This is a genomic window from Leuconostoc rapi, from assembly GCF_016908715.1.
Lineage (GTDB): Bacteria > Bacillota > Bacilli > Lactobacillales > Lactobacillaceae > Leuconostoc > Leuconostoc rapi.
This window is the reverse complement of record NZ_JAFBEK010000003.1, coordinates 54,967-73,367: the sequence shown is the minus strand read 5'-3', so window position 1 is coordinate 73,367 and position 18,401 is coordinate 54,967. Positions and strand designations below refer to the sequence as shown.

General features: G+C 38.0%; 20 protein-coding genes. 4 read left to right on the top strand and 16 right to left on the bottom strand.

Features of this window, described 5'->3' with window-relative positions; genetic code table 11:
• The first annotated feature begins 50 nt into the window (after positions 1-50).
• Positions 51-683, top strand: coding sequence for a deoxynucleoside kinase (locus JOD28_RS04190; RefSeq protein WP_204769630.1), 633 nt, complete (start codon positions 51-53; stop codon positions 681-683).
• 43 nt (positions 684-726) lie between these two features.
• On the opposite strand, the gene ruvA is transcribed toward JOD28_RS04190, so the two are convergent.
• From ruvA to racE, 7 genes are all read right to left on the bottom strand, one after another.
• On the bottom strand, positions 727-1,317 hold the full coding sequence (gene ruvA, locus JOD28_RS04185) for a Holliday junction branch migration protein RuvA (RefSeq protein WP_204769629.1): 591 nt from the start codon (positions 1,315-1,317) through the stop codon (positions 727-729).
• 113 nt (positions 1,318-1,430) lie between these two features.
• Positions 1,431-2,492, bottom strand: a complete 1,062-nt coding sequence (gene queA / locus JOD28_RS04180; RefSeq protein ID WP_204769628.1) for a tRNA preQ1(34) S-adenosylmethionine ribosyltransferase-isomerase QueA — start codon at positions 2,490-2,492, stop codon at positions 1,431-1,433.
• Positions 2,485-3,348: a metallophosphoesterase family protein gene (locus JOD28_RS04175; protein ID WP_204769627.1), complete on the bottom strand. Its 864-nt coding sequence runs from the start codon at positions 3,346-3,348 to the stop codon at positions 2,485-2,487. The genes queA and JOD28_RS04175 overlap by 8 nt, the downstream gene beginning before the upstream one ends.
• Positions 3,348-4,406 (bottom strand): Holliday junction branch migration DNA helicase RuvB, encoded by a 1,059-nt coding sequence (ruvB, locus tag JOD28_RS04170; RefSeq protein ID WP_204769626.1) that lies wholly within the window; start codon positions 4,404-4,406, stop codon positions 3,348-3,350. The genes JOD28_RS04175 and ruvB overlap by 1 nt, the downstream gene beginning before the upstream one ends.
• Before the next feature lie 106 nt (positions 4,407-4,512).
• The gene (locus JOD28_RS04165; protein ID WP_204769625.1) at positions 4,513-5,049 is read right to left on the bottom strand and encodes a YfcE family phosphodiesterase; all 537 of its coding nucleotides are present in this window, start codon (positions 5,047-5,049) and stop codon (positions 4,513-4,515) included.
• Positions 5,050-5,083: 34 nt separating this feature from the next.
• Positions 5,084-5,689 (bottom strand): XTP/dITP diphosphatase, encoded by a 606-nt coding sequence (locus tag JOD28_RS04160; RefSeq protein ID WP_204769624.1) that lies wholly within the window; start codon positions 5,687-5,689, stop codon positions 5,084-5,086.
• Positions 5,664-6,536 (bottom strand): glutamate racemase, encoded by an 873-nt coding sequence (gene racE / locus JOD28_RS04155; RefSeq protein WP_204769623.1) that lies wholly within the window; start codon positions 6,534-6,536, stop codon positions 5,664-5,666. Before racE ends, JOD28_RS04160 begins: the two co-directional genes overlap by 26 nt.
• Positions 6,537-6,626: 90 nt before the next feature.
• On the opposite strand from racE, the gene JOD28_RS04150 reads away from it, so the two are divergent.
• A complete protein-coding gene (locus tag JOD28_RS04150) occupies positions 6,627-7,346 on the top strand; it encodes a YslB family protein (protein WP_204769767.1) in 720 nt (239 codons plus the stop codon).
• A gap of 52 nt (positions 7,347-7,398) precedes the next feature.
• Here JOD28_RS04150 and dltD read toward each other — a convergent pair whose 3' ends face one another.
• Genes dltD through JOD28_RS04125 form a run of 5 tightly spaced genes read right to left on the bottom strand, consistent with a single transcriptional unit; the run spans position 7,399 to position 11,839 of the window.
• Positions 7,399-8,682: a D-alanyl-lipoteichoic acid biosynthesis protein DltD gene (dltD, locus tag JOD28_RS04145; RefSeq protein ID WP_204769622.1), complete on the bottom strand. Its 1,284-nt coding sequence runs from the start codon at positions 8,680-8,682 to the stop codon at positions 7,399-7,401.
• A 5-nt stretch (positions 8,683-8,687) separates the two neighbouring features.
• Entirely contained in the window at positions 8,688-8,924 is a 237-nt protein-coding gene (dltC, locus tag JOD28_RS04140; protein WP_013103812.1) for a D-alanine--poly(phosphoribitol) ligase subunit DltC, read from the bottom strand.
• Positions 8,925-8,952: 28 nt separating this feature from the next.
• On the bottom strand, positions 8,953-10,158 hold the full coding sequence (gene dltB / locus JOD28_RS04135; RefSeq protein ID WP_204769621.1) for a D-alanyl-lipoteichoic acid biosynthesis protein DltB: 1,206 nt from the start codon (positions 10,156-10,158) through the stop codon (positions 8,953-8,955).
• Positions 10,151-11,683: a D-alanine--poly(phosphoribitol) ligase subunit DltA gene (dltA, locus tag JOD28_RS04130; RefSeq protein WP_204769620.1), complete on the bottom strand. Its 1,533-nt coding sequence runs from the start codon at positions 11,681-11,683 to the stop codon at positions 10,151-10,153. Before dltA ends, dltB begins: the two co-directional genes overlap by 8 nt.
• Before the next feature lie 15 nt (positions 11,684-11,698).
• A complete protein-coding gene (locus tag JOD28_RS04125; RefSeq protein WP_204769619.1) occupies positions 11,699-11,839 on the bottom strand; it encodes a teichoic acid D-Ala incorporation-associated protein DltX in 141 nt (46 codons plus the stop codon).
• Between the two features lie 151 nt (positions 11,840-11,990).
• On the opposite strand from JOD28_RS04125, the gene JOD28_RS04120 reads away from it, so the two are divergent.
• Positions 11,991-13,208, top strand: coding sequence for a PTS sugar transporter subunit IIC (locus JOD28_RS04120; RefSeq protein ID WP_204769618.1), 1,218 nt, complete (start codon positions 11,991-11,993; stop codon positions 13,206-13,208).
• On the top strand, positions 13,198-14,025 hold the full coding sequence (locus tag JOD28_RS04115) for an alpha/beta hydrolase (protein WP_204769617.1): 828 nt from the start codon (positions 13,198-13,200) through the stop codon (positions 14,023-14,025). Before JOD28_RS04120 ends, JOD28_RS04115 begins: the two co-directional genes overlap by 11 nt.
• A 41-nt stretch (positions 14,026-14,066) precedes the next feature.
• Here JOD28_RS04115 and JOD28_RS04110 read toward each other — a convergent pair whose 3' ends face one another.
• From JOD28_RS04110 to rplS, 4 genes are all read right to left on the bottom strand, one after another.
• Entirely contained in the window at positions 14,067-15,434 is a 1,368-nt protein-coding gene (locus JOD28_RS04110; protein WP_204769616.1) for a DEAD/DEAH box helicase, read from the bottom strand.
• A gap of 24 nt (positions 15,435-15,458) precedes the next feature.
• Positions 15,459-16,451 (bottom strand): DHH family phosphoesterase, encoded by a 993-nt coding sequence (locus JOD28_RS04105; protein WP_204769615.1) that lies wholly within the window; start codon positions 16,449-16,451, stop codon positions 15,459-15,461.
• Between the two features lie 67 nt (positions 16,452-16,518).
• Positions 16,519-17,604: a DNA polymerase IV gene (gene dinB / locus JOD28_RS04100; RefSeq protein ID WP_204769614.1), complete on the bottom strand. Its 1,086-nt coding sequence runs from the start codon at positions 17,602-17,604 to the stop codon at positions 16,519-16,521.
• Positions 17,605-17,968: 364 nt separating this feature from the next.
• Positions 17,969-18,328, bottom strand: a complete 360-nt coding sequence (gene rplS / locus JOD28_RS04095; protein WP_013103804.1) for a 50S ribosomal protein L19 — start codon at positions 18,326-18,328, stop codon at positions 17,969-17,971.
• Positions 18,329-18,401 lie beyond the last annotated feature (73 nt).

Sequence of the window (18,401 nt, the reverse complement as noted above, 5' to 3'; positions counted from 1 at the left end):
GGACGGATTTTTTGTATAGTTAATTAGTTATTAAATTATTGGAGGTCGTTATGGTGATTATCACGGCAGGTATGATTGGTGTTGGAAAAACAACGTTAACTGGATTGATTGCAGAACATTTTGGCACAAAAGCATTTTACGAACCGGTGGGTGACAATCCTGTACTCCCACTCTACTATTCTGACCCGAAGCAATATGGCTTCCTTTTACAGATATACTTTCTTAATCGTCGCTTTGATATGATTAAGCAAGCTTTAGCAGATGATAATAATGTCTTAGATCGTTCAATATATGAAGATGCGCTCTTTACATCTGAAAACCATAAAGACGGTAATATTACTGATGCTGAGATGTCAGTCTACACGCAATTACTTGACAATATGATGTCTGAATTGCAAAAATTACCAAAAAAAGCACCTGATTTACTTGTCTATGCCGAAACCGATTTTGAAACGATTCTATATCGCATCAAAAAGCGTGGTCGTGATTATGAACAATTCGACGATAATGACGAATTACGTCAATATTATTTCAGAATTTGGTCAGCTTACCGCGATTGGTTTGATGCCTATGATGCCTCCCCAAAAATTAAAATTGATTTACAGACATACGATTTGGAACAAAAAGAAAATCAAAGCATTATCTTACAGCAAATTGATGATGCCTTAAAATTAATCCGTTAGTCAAAAAATTCACGATAGCTAAGTTTAGCTATCGTGAATTTTTTTAGTTGACCAGTAGTTTTAATGCTGAGCGAATATAACCATCCGTTGTGTCATGTTGACTAGCTAGCGTTTTCTCCAGCTTAGCAACTTCTTTTGAACTATATCCCAGCGACTCTAGTGCTTCTAACGCATCTGACAATGCTTGATTAGTATTTTGTTGCACTGTTGATACCTGCACACCAGCAGAAACCGCTAAATCATCCAATTTACCTTTTAGGTCTAAGACAATTTGTTGCGCTGTTTTTTTACCAACACCAGGGAACTGCGTTAAGTAACTCGCATCATCATTAGCTACCGCATTGACTAACCCTGCTGCGTCATCACTAGCAAGAATTGCTAAAGCACTTTTTGGTCCAATCCCAGACACATTGAGTAATTTATTAAACAATATTTTTTCATTTTCATCAATAAAGCCATACATAGCAATATCATTTTCACGTACAATTTGCTCAACATATACATGAGATTCAACGTTTTGTTCAAATCGATAAGGATTTGCCACGAAGAGTTTATAACCAACACCGCTCCGATCTGCAATAACCAAATACGCAGGATATATATTTGTAATTAACCCATTAATATATTCGTACACTTGTCTTTCTCCCTTAAATTCATTATTTTCAGTTTATCATAAAATAACAATGAATTTCTTTTTTCTGAAAAATTTCAAGCACACAGCATTTTATCCGGGCATAGATGGACCCATTATCGCTTAATAAACATTGCATCCCCAAAACTGAAGAACCGGTACTTATCATCAACCGCATGCTGATAAGCATTTAAAATATTATCGCGCCCTGTAAAAGCCGCAACTAACATAACCAACGTTGATTTAGGTAGATGGAAATTTGTGATGAAAGCATCAACAGTTGTCCAGTGATAACCTGGTTTGATAAAAATATCAGTCCAACCAGAATCAGCCTGCAAGTGCCCATTAAACTTTGAACCAATTGTTTCCAAAGTACGTATCGAGGTTGTCCCTGTGGCAATAATACGCCCACCGTTAGCATGAACTTGATTCAAAGCATCAGCGGCCTCTTGGCTCAATTGATAGAACTCTGAATGCATTTTATGATCTTCAATATTTTCTTCCTCAACTGGTCTAAATGTTCCCAAGCCAACGTGTAACGTCAATTCAATTGTTTGAACGCCCTTTGCACGAACCTTATCTAGCAGCTCTGGTGTCCAATGTAATCCAGCCGTTGGCGCAGCCGCAGAACCATCAACCTTGGAATAAACAGTTTGGTAACGCTCTTGATCTGCTAACTTTTCTTTAATGTAAGGTGGCAATGGCATCTCACCCAATTTTTCTAATAATTCCATAAAAATGCCATCATAATGAAATTCAATATAGCGACCACCATGCTCTAGTTCGCCCACAACTGTCGCAGTCATGACAGGATGATCAATATCATCTCCAAAAACAATCGTTGAACCAACTGGTGATTTTTTTGCTGGTTTAACCAAAGTTTCCCAGACATCCCCATGATCTTGGCGCAGCAACAACACTTCAGCATGCCCGCCTGTTTCAGGTCGCGCACCATGTAAGCGTGCAGGTAACACCCGAGAATTGTTCATAACAATCGCATCGCCTGGATTAACATACGATAAAATGTCATAAAAATGTTTATCCTCATAGGCACCGCTATCAGCATCTAATACCAATAGGCGTGATGAATCACGTTGCTTTAATGGTGTTTGTGCAATCAATTCTTCTGGTAAATTATAATCAAAATCTGCTAATTGATAATGTGTTTCTTCAGTCATTTTTTTCACCTTTATCACCTGTCAAACCAGTTGTTGTTTTTTCAAATTCAAACCCAGTCAGGATTACTTTTTCTTTTTCTGTTTTAGATAATACTTTGTTTTCATTTGGAATATTAAACTTATCCAAAACATTAGCAAACGTCAAATCATGACTATTGAGGTAATCAACCAATAAAGCCAGTTCATGACGTTGCGTTGCTGTTGGTTTATTAATGGTTATCGTTTCATCAAATGCCCGTTCAATTGAACGATCGTATCGTTTATTCTCTGATTCAACTTGATATAACGCAGCAATTTCAGCAACCCGCTGTTCAAGTAGCGGTGTTAGTTCATCAAAACTCACAGGTACACCAAACGGTCTAGTTTGCATATACGCGGAATCAAGCGACAAATTAACCATTCCTGGACGTTGATATTCCGCTTCATGAATATGACCATGAAGCGATAAGATAGGATATGGCAAGTCAATCGCATAATGGCTCAACCAAACCTGTATGCCATTAATTTTCAATGCTTTGGCTGTTTCAACAATTGCCACGATATTTGTTTCAGGTGTTTTCAACGCAGCCTTAAGTTGATCAGAATGATCATGGTTCCCTTTGAAAAATACCTTTTGCCCATTTAAACGAGTGAGTTGTGCAACAAAATCTTGTTTCTTTCGAAACATACCCAAGTCACCCAAAAAATACACCGTATCTTTGTCATTCACCGTGTTGTTCCAAGCTTTTTCGAGATAGTTATCCATATTTTCAAGCGTCGGATCAATAGCAAGATTTTTGAGAGATTCCGCACGAGATTGATCAAAATATAGAATTTTCTCATGATTAAAATGGGTATCTGAAATAATATATTGCATTATAATTCCCTTTGATAAGGTAATTTTAGGTGCTCATACGCCGCTTCAGTGACAACACGACCACGCGGTGTGCGTTGTAAAAATCCAATCTGTAACAAATAAGGTTCAACCATTGATTCCAAAGTCTCAGCTTCCTCACCAATATTTGCTGCAATGGTGTTCAATCCTACAGGACCACCATTATAATAGTCAATCATGGTTCCTAAAAATTTATGATCTGTTTCATCTAATCCGCGATTATCAACGCGTAGTTTGTTTAACGCAATATCCACAATATCTTTATCAATCGCATCTTTGCCTTGTACTTGTGCAAAATCACGCACACGCTTTAATAACCGATTAGCGATACGCGGTGTGCCACGTGACCTTAAAGCAACTTCATAGGCGCCTTGTGGCTTAATCGGTGCATGAAAAATATCTGCAGACCGCACAACAATTTCTTGTAGTTCTTCTGGTGTATAGTAAGCCATCGAGTTAATGATACCAAAACGATCACGTAGTGGCTTTGAAAGCATGCCTGGTCTTGTCGTCGCACCTATTAATGTGAAAGGCGGTAATGGAAAATGAACTGCTCGAGCCGTTGGTCCCTGACCAACCATAATATCTACAAAGTAATCTTCCATAGCAGAGTACATTATTTCTTCAATATTAGTCGGTAACCGATGAATTTCATCAATAAATAATATGTCGCCTGGTTCTAGTTCATTCAGTAGCGCTACCAAGTCGCCTGGCTTTTCAATGGCTGGGCCCGAGGTTGTTTTGATATGCACAGCCATTTCATTAGCAATAATCATTGCTAATGTTGTTTTACCAAGTCCCGGTGGTCCAAAAAGCAAGACATGATCCAGTGCCTCTTCACGTTGTTTAGCCGCAGAAATATAAACATTCAATTCTTCTTTCAAAGCGGATTGGCCAATATACTCACGCAAAAATTGCGGACGTAATGATAATTCGTCCCGTTGCTCTAACGCATTTGCTTCTGCATCATGTACAAGTTGATCCGTTGGTGTGTTGTCATCATACCATTGGTTAAATTGTGGTTCTTGTTGGTCTACCATAAATATTATTTTACCACGTTTACGTTTAGAACGTTTTCATATCATTTGTCAGCTATGAGCCCTTATCGTGGTTACTTTCACTCTATTACGTGCCCTTAGTGGATGGCTATCGTGCAACTGACACCGTTAAATTTTCTAATAGTTGATGTGCTCGATTATAAAAATGGACCACATATTGTTTTTCTTCAACGACTAAGATTGCATAGGTTCCACCAATCACTGCCCGAGGTCCCTTGGGCAAACTAATTGACCCAGGATTAATAAATAATTTATGATGATAGCTCACAGCTCCCTCAAGGTGCGTATGACCAAATAAAACGACCTGAGCACCACGGCTTTGTGCAGCTTGATCCATTAACGCTAAATTCGCCCAAGTGCCTGGAGCTGTTGCTTGATACAGATGACCATGTGTCTGAAAAAAAGTCGTGCCAGCAATTGTTTCTGTACGTGCTTCAACGAAGTTAGGATCATAATCCATGTTGCCTATCACTGTGGTTACACCCTCAAAGACGTCATCTTGCGCTGATAATTCCGAATCACCATTGTAAAAAACACCATCAACCTGTGAGCGCCAGTGATTAATAATTTGCACCAAAATATCTCGATCGCCATGTGTATCTGAAATAATTAAAAATTTTGTCATCTGTCTATCAAGGAGTCACAACTTTTCATTGGACTCATTCTACTTTCAACCATTGCGGTAAGCGACGGCCTAACTCTTGTAACGCAAGGCCGCGATGGCTCACCTGATTTTTTTCATCTGCTGTCAGCTCCGCAAACGTTTTTGAAAATTGCGGTACAAAAAAAATCGGATCATAACCAAAACCATTATTTCCCTGGCGCTGTAATGTAATTGTCCCATCAATCACGCCGCTCACGACTAATTTGTGTTTATTTGGTCCAATTAACACAATCACGCTACTAAATTGTGCAGAACGGTCTGGTGAATTCTCTAGCTTAGTTAATACCTTATCAATATTTACCTCATCATCATGATCCCCTGCATAGCGTGCAGAATAGACCCCTGGCTCACCATTTAGCGCATTGATTGATAGACCAGAGTCATCAGCTAAAATATAGTCTTCCGGCGCAATTTTCGCAATGGTAGTCACTTTTTTCGTCGCATTTTCTTCAAATGTTGTGCCATCTTCAATAATTTCAGGAATATCATTTCCTAAATCACGCAAAGGTATAACCGTCAACTCAACATTGATTGTTTTTAAAATGGCTTCTAATTCTGTAATTTTATGGGCATTATTACTTGCTAAAATCAGTCGTGGCATCGTTTTGCTCCTCCAGATGTTGTTGGGGACCTGCATCGACAATTTTTAATTGACGAACTTTCAGGTCTCCCTCTCGTTCTAACCAATCCGTTGCAATGGCTTTAAATAGTGCTGGATCACCAGTTGTATAGTATACGTCATCATTATGGTCATGTTGGCTAACTGTCGATAAACGAGATTTTGTCAAACAATCCTGAATCACTTGAACAGTTTCTTGTCCAGAATCAATCAGGGTAACACCATCACCAATTGCCTTTTTAATAAAAGGTGTCAGCAACGGGAAATGCGTACAGCCCAAAATTAACGTATCGATTTCGGCTGATTTTAAGGCAACTAAATGATTTCTAACAAGATCTCGTGCTTCATCACTATGATATTTATTTGACTCAACAACTTGAACAAATGCCGGTTCTGCTTGTGAGATAACAGTTATCTGACTATTATACTGATGTAATTGTACATCATATGCTTCAGATGTTACCGTACCTTGTGTTGCGATAACCCCAATTTTTTCATTCTTTGTCGCTAACTGTGCCGCTTTCGCACCCGGTTGAATCACGCCAATAACTGGTATCGATAACTGATCTTGGAGTACTGTTAAAGCCCGAGCGGTTGCTGTGTTACACGCAATAACCAGTAATTTTATATGCTTTTCGTTTACCAAAAAATTAGCCATCTGGCGTGTGTAAGCAATCACCTCATCAGTCGTTCGAGGGCCATATGGCATACGTGCTGTATCACCAATAAAGATAAATTGTTCGTTAGGTAGTTGCTTCTGTGCTGCTTTGATAACGGTTAACCCGCCAACACCAGAATCAACCATCCCGATTGGATTATTTTTATTCATATCTATAATTATGACTGGAAAAATTAAGAATGCAAGTTTTACATGCCAAAAATTTGGTATAATAAAAGTCTGAAAGGTTTATATAAACTTATGAATATCAATGATTACGATAAAATTTTACAAACAAATTTTCAAGTTAACAGTTTCGCCTTAACACTGCTACGTGATGGTCTCTTGAAAAATCTGCTACAAGAGGACTACCCTCATATTCTTTACTGGGCAGGAAAAGAAATCGCGCGCCAATTTCCAACTGACACACTAAGTTCAGTGACTGATTTTTTCGACCATGCTGGTTTTGGTCACTTGGAAATTGCCTCACAGGACAGTAAAAATCAACGTTGGTACCTCACAGGTGATTTAGTGCAACAACGTCTGTCTCTTGATAGAACTGCTGATTTCAGTTTAGAGGCTGGCTTTTTAGCACAACAGCTTGAGGTACAAACTGGTGCAATTGCTGAAGCTACTTTTAATTTAATGAAAAAAAATGTTGGGGTGAGTTTTGATGTTGTCACTGATTTAAATGAAACTGTTGATGTTTCCGATCTCAAACAACGTGTCGCCGCACGCGAAACCTTTCTAAAACAAACTCACGAAACAGTTGAACATGCTAAAATTGTGGACGTGCGTGATGATGACGCGATTTCTCGTGAACAATCTATCACGGACTCACTATTAGCTTTTAATTTTGACGATATTATCCTACCGCCAGAAGAACAAAACAGTTTAAGTGCTATGTCTGGTGATGACACAATTGATCCGTTCAATTTTCCCACGACATCAAATAAAGATGGGCAGAAGCCTTTTTCATAATAAAAAAATCGCCGAGTATCGTGAACTTCAATTTACGATACTCGGCGATTTTTTATTTAAATTGTGCTAGATTATCAGTCGTTGGCATTAAATTCTGCCAATCTTCTGACAAATAGTTATTATTAATATGATAGTTCGTTGGTTGATAACCCTGTGTCAAAAATGGTTTAATATGCTGATCTGCCGCAACCCAACCATTCCATCCAAGATGAATCGTATCTTGCATGAAGTAATTTTGATCACCTTGATGTGACAAATCGGCAATATGATTAAATCCTTGCGATGTTAATTGCTTTTTGACCTTGTCAACACTTTGATAATACATTTCTTTTTTCAAACCTGTATAACTTGCCCAGCGTTGATTAACAGGTTGAATAATAAACAGCACATCTGTATGTTGTTTGGCAAATTCTGCCAAAACAGCTTGGAAATCAGCGTATTCATCTGATTGACGATAATCAAAATCTTTCTGAGAACCCGCCAACTGCTTTAAACGCAATTTGACGCGATAACTGTAGAACGAATTTTTAATTTGGAATCGATTATTGGATGTTTGCTTTTTACCAATGCTTGTTGCCTGTCGTGTCAATTCATTATTATTGTCTTGCTCTGGCAACTTTTTCAAAGCTGGTTCAACACGTTTTGACCAATTTGAACTTTTTGAGAAGCTTGAAAATAACTGATCCTCACGTAGCAACATGCGATGACGAACAGCCAACACTTTTCGATCAGTTTTTGATAATGGTTTATTATGACTAATTTTAGTAATCATTTTTGCATAAAGTTCATTATCTTTTATCTGACTCTGTTGCAATAATCGACGTGCCATAAAGCGATCTGTCGGTGTAATTTTTTTAATATGTCGTAACCAATCCGCCGTCTGCAAAGGTGAATAGAACTCTGGAAATGCTAACTTTGAACCTTTCTTGGTAAACCATTGCTGCGAAACGATAAACACTGCTTGCTTTTTGTGTAATGCTGGTGTCATCTCTTGCATACTAAGATAATGTGTTAATGACTCTGTTCCAGCTTGACCAAGTAAAAATGGTTGGTAATTACGATGATACTTTTCAGCTAATATGGCAGGATGCATACTATCTAAACGTAATAATTCACTAGAACCAAAGAATGGGACATAACGCTTAGAATGGTCATTGAATGCTGCATTCTTCACAGCTTCACCCTTAAAGACATTTTTTGAAAAAGACACAGATGCTTCACGCACATCTTTTTTTGTGATGTGATTTAAAGAAAACGGTACTAAAAATAATGCACCAATCAGGACAAAAGCGACCACTACTGGTCCAAAAATCCACCATAACCCCCGTTTTTTCATGGCGATTACCCGATCAAAGATTCAACTTTGGCAACTACTTTATTCGGTGTATTCCACTCTTCACGATTGAATTCTGACACAGGAGCTTGAATGTCAAATTTAGTTTCAAGGTCAAGCAACAACTCAACTGTTGCCATAGAATCTAGCAAGCCACTTTCAAAAAAATCATCATCCATTTGGTCTGAAATGTCTTCACCAATGATTGTATTTAAAATATCTACTACTTCTTCTTTAACTGCCATGTTTATTTCCTCTTTCTTTTATAAGTCGTTACTTGAACCATAGTTTATCCAAAAATCCGCTAAACAGTAAGAAACTGACCATAACAACGTTAAATGTTATAAAGATTGCAAATGCTTCTGTAAACTTGTTGTGTGGAACATGATGTTTCTTTTTGTAACGCAGCCAAGCATCATTAATCGCCATGCCAACACCATGGAACAAACCATAAGCAATATAATACCAATGCAGCCCATGCCAAAATCCCATGATGAGCATGTTTGCAATATAAGCAACATTCGATGTTGTCACGCGATTTTTAATCCATTTCTTTTTCATGATTAAAAATACTAATCTCATAAAAATATAGTCTCGGAACCAAAACGATAATGAGATGTGCCAACGGTTCCAAAAGTCTTTTAGGTTTTTGGATAGGAATGGTTTATTAAAGTTCATTGGTAACTCAACGCCCATCACATAACTTGTTGCGACAGCAAATAATGAATAGCCAGCAAAATCAAAGAACAAATCAAACCCATAAGTATACATGACCGGCACAAGCCACCAAGTCCAACCATGATGAACGCTGGCTGACAACATAGCTAAGTTTTCTACCTGGGGTAAAATAACTGTTCCTAGGATGTATGATATAACAAACTTGTATAAGAATCCAAGAAAGAAATACCATACTGCTTTTTCTAGCATCTCAGTATATTTTTGACGATCTGGCACCGTTGTTATATCTTTAACAAAACGCCGATAACGATCAATTGGTCCTGATGATATTGTAGGCATAAACAACATGAAACGCAAGAATAGCCAAGGGTTAAATTCTTTAATTGAGCCATCACGCGTTTCCAGTATCATTGCCACCGAACGGAATGTCAGGTAAGAGATACCCAGAAATCCTAGTAACGAGGTCACATGCGTCCAATTTGCTGCCGGCGCCACTTTAACTAATATCAAAGGTAAAATTGATAAAAAAGTCGCAATGTAAAAAACAACTGTCCCGTTTGCCTTTTTTCGATAAAGCGTGTAAGCCCAGACAAGCAACCATTGCCAAATCATATAACCAACAAGCGCAACCCCTTCATGATACTTTTTACCATCAAACATCAGAAAGATAAACACTAATGACACAACAACTTCATACCAATTTAATCGTTTCCCAAAATATAACCCAATAGCAACTGGTAACAAGGCTAGTAGCAAAATCACAAAGTACTTTGGATCCGCGTAAGGTTGTAAATTAAGCATGCCCATTTACCTCAGAAATCAATCCTTTCAGATCAATCTTACCATTAGCGGTCAGTGGCAACACATCTCTGTACATAAACCTACTTGGTATCATATAAGGCATCATAATATTTTGAAGATCTGTTTTGATTGCATTTGTCAATAATATTGGTTTTTCAAAATGATTCCTTTTGGCTACCAAAATAGCTATTAGTTGTTTTACCTTACCATCAGCATCATACCTTGGTACAGCAACTGCTTGGTCAACCCATTGACTTTGTTGCAATTGTTGGGCAACCTCTTCTAATTCGATACGGAATCCGTGTAATTTGATCTGAAAATCGCTGCGTCCTTTATAGTGCAATAAACCGTCAGCATCACGTAAAGCTAAATCGCCAGTTTTATAGGCATTTTGTCCGTTAACTGTTGTAAAAGCCGCTGCTGTTTTCTCAGGATTGTTTAAATAACCTTTGGATACAGATGGACCAGCAATCACAATTTCACCCGGCTGACCATCAACTACGACAACACCATCAGCATCTTGAATGATAATTTCTGTATCTGATTTCACAAAACCAATAGGCATTTTATCATTATTTGCAATAATTTCTTTCGTAATAGGTAACCCTGTCACTGCAACAGTTGCCTCTGTTGGTCCATAAGTATTATAAACTTTTGCTTCTGGGAAACGGTCAATCAGTTTTCGCGCTGTTGTGGTCGTCAAAACTTCGCCACAAAAGAAAAAAGCATTCAAAGCAGGATGATTTTCTTGCGTAAATTCTGGGTCAAGTAGCGCCATATCAGCAAAAGACGGTGTCGATACCCACTTATTCAAGTGTAAGCCAGGTAATGTTTTAAATAACGTTTTAAAATCATCAGCAGCTGCTTTTGGTAAGGCCTTTAATGTCCCTTGTGATAATAATGTTGGTACCCAATCCATCACTGATAAGTCAAACGAATAAGGTGGTTGTGACAACACATTGTTGCCTAATCCCCACCCAAAGTCTTCGCCCAACATCCAATTAGCAAAACTCAAAAGATTATTGTGCGAAATTTGCACACCCTTTGGCTTACCTGTTGTCCCTGATGTAAAGATAATGTAGAAATTATCATCCCCACGAACTGGCTTTGTCATATCAAAATCAGATGGTGTGTTAAAAATGCCATCAAGTTGTGTCCGATCAATGACTGGCACTTGCGTAATTTCAATTGGCAAATCATCTACGGCAATTACCAAAACCGGTTTACCAATTTCAATAATGTCAGTCAAGCGCTCAGATGCTGAATTAACATCAACTGGTATATAGGCGTGTCCCGACTTAGTACTACCTAAGAAGCTAGCAATCATTTCAAATTGTTGCCCACCATAAATCATGATTGGTGTTTCATCAGCAACTTGTGTTCGTGATATAAAAGCAGCTAAACGATCAGATGCCGTTTTCAGTTGTGCGTAAGTTTGTGTTCTTCCCAATTCATCATAAGCAACTGTGTCGCCTTGTTCTTGGCCAATGGTATCGATTGCTTCTATGATATTTTCAATAGTCATGTTAATGTCCCTAAGTTAAAATTCATTATAAATAAAGTGCCCTTCGCCCACACCTGAATAGCTGTAAAGATAAACGAGCGCTAGCAAGATAACAAAATAAAATAGCGTCCGACTAATAAAATTGATTATCGGCCGCTGAAAAAATTGCTTAATCACTTCATGTCCCCCCATATCTATGATTTCATGTATAATCAAAATAGTAATTATATCATACTAATATCGAGAATAATTGTATTTATTATATCACACATGTTTTATATTGTAACATATTATTAACTTATAAAAAACACAAACTTATGGAGCCGCTATGTTCACACACTTAATCAATACCACTCAACGCTGGGATGAAGTTTTATATCGTAAACCCACTATGCAAGCAGTTATCATTGCAATACAACAATCCGTACCAATTTTGGCCATTGATATTTATTGCCGATTAGTCATGAAGCTAGCTATCTCTCCAGATGCCTTATTAACAAATCTTTTTGATCAATATCCAACATTTCCAGATAGCGTTGTCGATATCTCAAGACATATCCTATCAGTACTTGATGCGTCTGTTATTCTCATTTTTATTGCAGGATTAACACACCAATATCTCAAAGAAAAAAGCATTCAAAACACGACACTCCCAGTTTTAACTAATTTAATTGTAACGTATCTATTACTATTTAATAAAAATCAATTAATTGCTTATAATGCTGTCCCCTACCTACTAATTACGCTGATCGCACTTTTAACCTGCCAAACTTATTATTGGTATTATAACCGTAACCGTGCAACACGGTCCCCCTATGCCTTAAGTTATTTATTTTGGTCACTTACCACAATCATCACATTTGGTAAATTACTTCATATTGTGCTCCAGTTACCACGTTTACAATCAATTTCATCAACTATTTTATCTCAATCCTTTTTTACAACTTTCTTCGGTTTACTACTTGTGGCTATTTTTTCTCCGATTTTATTTATCATGGGGTTACCACTACCGCTTGAGTTTACGAATAACCAAACAACGCTTAATACCGTTATTGCAAATCTCGATACGATGCTTACCCATGGGTTAACAACATTACCTTTCCCAGAAAACCTATATAGTGTTTATGGCTCGTTTACACTATTTGGCGGAATTGGAAATACCTTAGCACTGAATGTTTTATTACTTTTTGTAACATCAAAAAGCATTCGACGTTTGGGCCTATTGGCTTGGCTCCCAAGCTTGTTTGATAATAATTTCTTACTATTCTCAGGTTTGCCTTTATTTATGAGGCCTCTCATACTGGTCCCAATGCTCATGACTAACATCATCAGCATGCTTATTAGTTACACGGCTATTGCATGCCATTTCATACACCCTAGCGTTTATATCACGCCAAGCAATTTACCTAACATACTGCTACCAACACTTGCCAGTCCCACCCCAATCCAATCAACCATCGTCACAATTCTTATTTTCTGTATCTCTTTACTTATTTATCGGCCATTTTTATCACGTCTTATGCTAGAGGTTTCTCATGAAAAATAAAATCATTTTAGGTTTGAGTTTCATATTAATTATACTACTGGGTATTTACAGTCAACATTGGGTTGCACAAACAAGCACGAATCAAGCTAAAATTCAAAATTCTCGTATGACACCGGTCATTTTCATTCCTGGTTCTAGTGCAACAATCAATCGATTCGATAATCTACTCTCAACTATTAACACGAACGGCCCAACACATAGTATTTTAAAGGTTCAAGTCAACACTGATGGTAAGTTAGTTTACAGCGGCAATATCAATGCTAACGATCGACAACCGTTCATTGTTATTGGTTTTCAGAATAATGAAGACGGTTATAACAATATCAAAAAGCAAACCCAATGGCTAACTAGTGCGTTGTATTCTCTACAAGAGCGTTATCATTTTCGAACATTTGCCGCTATCGGCCACTCAAATGGTGGTCTAGTTTGGACAGATTATTTTGAAAATTACTATGACAGTGATACCTTCACGGTCCCAACACTCATGACATTAGGCACACCTTTTAATTTTTCTGAGTCTTCTTTACAACGGCGCACCGAGATGTTAAAAGATTTCATCCAAAACAATAAGAAGTTACCAACCAATTTATCAATGTACTCCATTGCAGGAACTGAAGATTACTCTGATGATGGTATTGTTCCTATCCAAAGTGTCATTGCAGGACGCTACATTTATCAGAAAAAGATCAAAGATTATACTCAAATTACCGTCTCTGGTGATAATGCACAACATTCAAATTTGCCAGATAACCCTGAAGTTGTCAAACTCATTCAAACAAACGTCATTAGGCCTTTATCACAATCAGGAAGGCGTTAAAAAAACCGCGTGGGTCACCATTTAGTGACCCACGCGGTTTTTTATTGATTATCGCCACGTTTTTTATTTTCTTTGCGTATCGCACGCATGTCTTCTCGCTTTGAAATACGGCGATCCATTTGATCCTTACGCTGAAGTGCCTTTTTGATACGGCGTTTATAGCCAGGCTTAACGATTTTCTTCTTCTTTTTAACCATACCTACCATTGTTGGATCAAGCTTTCGAGTCGTCGCTACACGTTGTTTACGGGCACGGCGATCCTTAATATCTACTATTTCATTATCTTTAATCTGCTTAGCCTTGAAATTAATACCCAAAGCCTCTAATTCTTCAACTTCATTTTCTTCATCTGGGCCATACAATGTAATTGCCAGACCAGGTAACCCATTACGCCCTGTTCGACCAACACGATGCACAAAGAATTCTAATTCCTCTGGAATATCATCATTAATCACATGTGATACGCCAGTAATATCAATACCTCGAGCTGCTAAATCAGTCGCTACGACATATTGATATTCCAAATTTTGAATCGATTTCATCACACGGCGACGTTCTCGTGGCTCAATATCACCATGAATTTCTGCAACTTTTAAACCACGACCGCGCAGATTAGAAACAATTTCTTTTGCTCTATCTTTTGTATTAGCAAAAACCAAGGCCAAGTACGGATTGCCTATTGTCAATACTTGATAAATAACATCATTTTTATCTTTTGATTTCGTTGCCAGCAACCAATTATCAATGGTATCCGCAATAACTGTTGATACAGGAATCGCTTCAAATTGTGGATTATCTAAGTATTTCTTTAAAAACGGCTTCAATTTTTCAGGCATTGTGGCACTGAAGACCAAAGTTTGCAAATTTGCTGGCATTACGCCAGCAATAAAATCAACTTCGCTCAAGAATCCCATATCCAGTGTCATGTCAGCTTCGTCAACAACAAACGTCTTTACAGCGTGTAATTTTAGCGCGCCTGAGGCGACTAAATCTTTAATACGGCCTGGTGTGCCAATCACAATTTGTGGTTGGTTTTTTTCAAGCTGCTTAATTTGACGTAATTTATCAGTTCCACCTACAAATTCAGAAATAGTAGCATCTTGATGCCAATGTTCTGAAAAATCTCTTGCTGCTTTTGTAATTTGTGCCGCTAATTCACGAGATGGTGTTGTTATAACAGCTTGGACATATTGCTTATTTTGTTCTAATTGATTAAATATTGGAATCAAAAAAGTATGTGTTTTTCCAGATCCAGTTTGTGACTGTCCGACAACGTCATTGCCTTTCAGGATACTAGGAATTAGTTTTGCTTGAACAGGCGTTGGTTCTGTGAAGCCAATCGCCGTCAAAGCGGTAATAATTTCAGGGTTTAAATTAAATTGCCCAAATTGGTTTGCAGTTTCTGCCATCAATTCTCTCTACTTTCAATAAGCTCAATTATTTGTTGAGCTGGTTTCTTCGCTACCGTATTGCGTCATCAATGCTTCGTCAACTGTTTTGATTAAACGGTCAACATCCTGTGAGGTTTGTGCCCAAGCGCCAGAAGCCATTGGATGCCCGCCACCTTCAAATTGATTCGCAATTTTATTAATAATAATCGTCCGTGAACGCAACCGAACACGGTAATTCCCTTCGTCTTGTTCTTCAAAAATGGCCCAAGCTTTGACTTTATCAATTTTAGCCGGTAAAGGTACGACAAACGCCGTTCCTGATTCGCGCAAATCAAATTGTTGAACTAAAGCTTTGGTTAATATCAGATAAGCAAAGCCAGAAGGCAAAATAGTTAGATTTTGTAAAACATAGCCGGATAATTTGGCAGCACTCTCAGAAATTGTTTCCATGCTATGGTGAACAGCTTCATAATCAAAATGGTACCCAAACAGTTCCGAAACAACGCGAAAAGTTTCCTGATCCATACTATACATAAACCGACCAGTGTCGCCAACAATACCAATATATAGTAAACGTGCCGCCTGGTCTGTCATAACAAGCCCTTGGTCCTTGAGCGCTTCATAAAACTCAAAAATCATGGTACTTGTTGCAGAGTGACCTTCCTTAACCCACTGCCAATCACCATAAGGTTCATCATTAGGGTGATGATCAATCTTAATTGTTTCCAATCCATTCGACCAACGTTGGTCATCAATACGTGGCGCATTTGCCGTATCTACCATAATAACTAAGGCATTACGATATGTTTTGTCAGGAATGTCATCCATAAACGAGCTATCTTCGCTCATCCATGCTAATCCAGGAACTGCTTTACCAACGGCATAAATATGTTTTTCTGGAAAGCTTGCCTTTAATATAGCCTTTAACCCTAGTTGTGACCCAAATGCATCTGGGTCAGGTCGTTGATGACGATGAATAATAATGGTCTCGTATCGTTTAATTTGTTCAAATAATTGCACTTCAATTGTTGCCATAATTTTGTCTTTCTCATTTTGTGTCTCGGCACGTGGACGTCGTATGCCTTTATCTAGTATATCACGTTTAAAACAACGTCATTTCCTCAAATGCACTTGATTGTAAATTACTCATGGACATGCCTAATAAACGAATGGAAAACGGCGCTTCCACCAGTTCATCAAATATTACTTGTGCATTTTGGACAAATGCTTCTTCTGAGAGCGGCCAAGGTTTTTCATGCGTTGTCGCTCGTGTCGTTGTCACAAAATCAGCATCACGTATTTTAATATTAAGTGTTCGACCCACAAGATGACGTGTGCGCATGGCTTTAATCATGCTGGCAGCTAGTTTTTTAAATTCTTCTTGTATATCAAGTTCTCGATGTAACATCTGGTCAAATGTTTCTTCTTTACCAATCGACTGCTGCTGACGTTGCCATTTTACCTCGCCAAAATGAACGCCACGTGCCTGCCAATAAAGGTTCTCGCCCATTTTACCAAATAATGCGCGTAGTTCTTCATAAGACATAACTCGTAATTGCGCGCCGTTTTCAATATGTATGTTTTCAAATTTTTCACGTGTTTTTTGACCAACGCCTCGAAATTCACCAATACTTAATTCGTCAAGAAATAACAACATATTTTCTGGTGTGATCACTGTGACACCATTTGGCTTATTAAATTCGGAACCTAATTTTGCCAACAATTTATTATGGGATACACCAATAGAACTTGTTAATCGTGTCGCTTTTAATATGTCATGCCGGATTTCTGCAGCTATTTGCGTACTTGGCTGGCTTAAGTCCGTTATGTCAAGATATGCCTCATCAAATGCTATAGGTTCGACCTTATCTGTAAAAGTATGAAAAATCTCATGAATTTGTTTGGAAACAAGTTTATATTTATTAAAATTAGGCGTCAAAAAAATGCCATTAGGTGCCAAGCGTTTGGCCTCAGCTGCACGCATTGCGGAGTGAACACCGAGCTTTCTGGCAATATAATTAGCTGTCGTCACGACACCATGCCCGCCCGTCTCTTCTGGATTACGTGAAATAATCAGCGCCTTGGTTCGTAATTCAGGATTATCACGCATTTCAACTTGGGCATAAAATGCATCAAGATCCACATGTAAAATTTTACGTGTATCATTAGCAATTAAAAAATCAGTCATATCTATATTTTATCACAAAAAGAACATTTGTTCGTCTTTTATCGCATAATAACTTTTGCTTTGCTTGACTAAATCTAAATGCATATAAAAACCCCCTGACCGAAGAGGGCAATGGTCAGGGGGTAGCTGCTAACCATAAAGTTAACAACTCAATCAATCAGTAATTGGGGGGCTGATTGAAACATTACTAGGGGAGTAATGAAACTCAAATATTATTCGAGTATGTATTAAGTATAAACCCTCGAGGGCGTTTTTTTATATCGTAGACTTTGCTGTTCTATTACGTAAATATTACAAAATAAAAAGTTTAATTTTATGCTTTACTTAGATAAAAACACACCCCAGGGGTGTGTTTTTAAATAAATTAAACGTCGCGACGGCGTTCTTTGATACGAGCTGCTTTTCCTTGCAAAGCACGCAAGTAGTACAACTTGGCACGACGAACGGCACCAAAACGCGTTACTTCAATTTTATCAACACGTGGTGAGTGTAATGGGAAAGTACGTTCCACACCAACGCCAGATGAAATCTTACGTACTGTATATGTTGCTTGGATACCAGTACCCTTACGTTTGATAACAACACCTTCGAACAATTGAATACGTTCGCGTGTGCCTTCAACAATCTTAGCAAAGACCTTGACTGTATCACCAGCACGGAATTCAGGGATATCAGAACGTAATTGTGCTGATGTAATGTTTTCTAAAATACTATTTTGACGCATTGGTCATTCTCCTAGTCGACAATCTTACACTCGTCCTTAGACTAAACGCACAGCGGATTATCGTTAATATGGC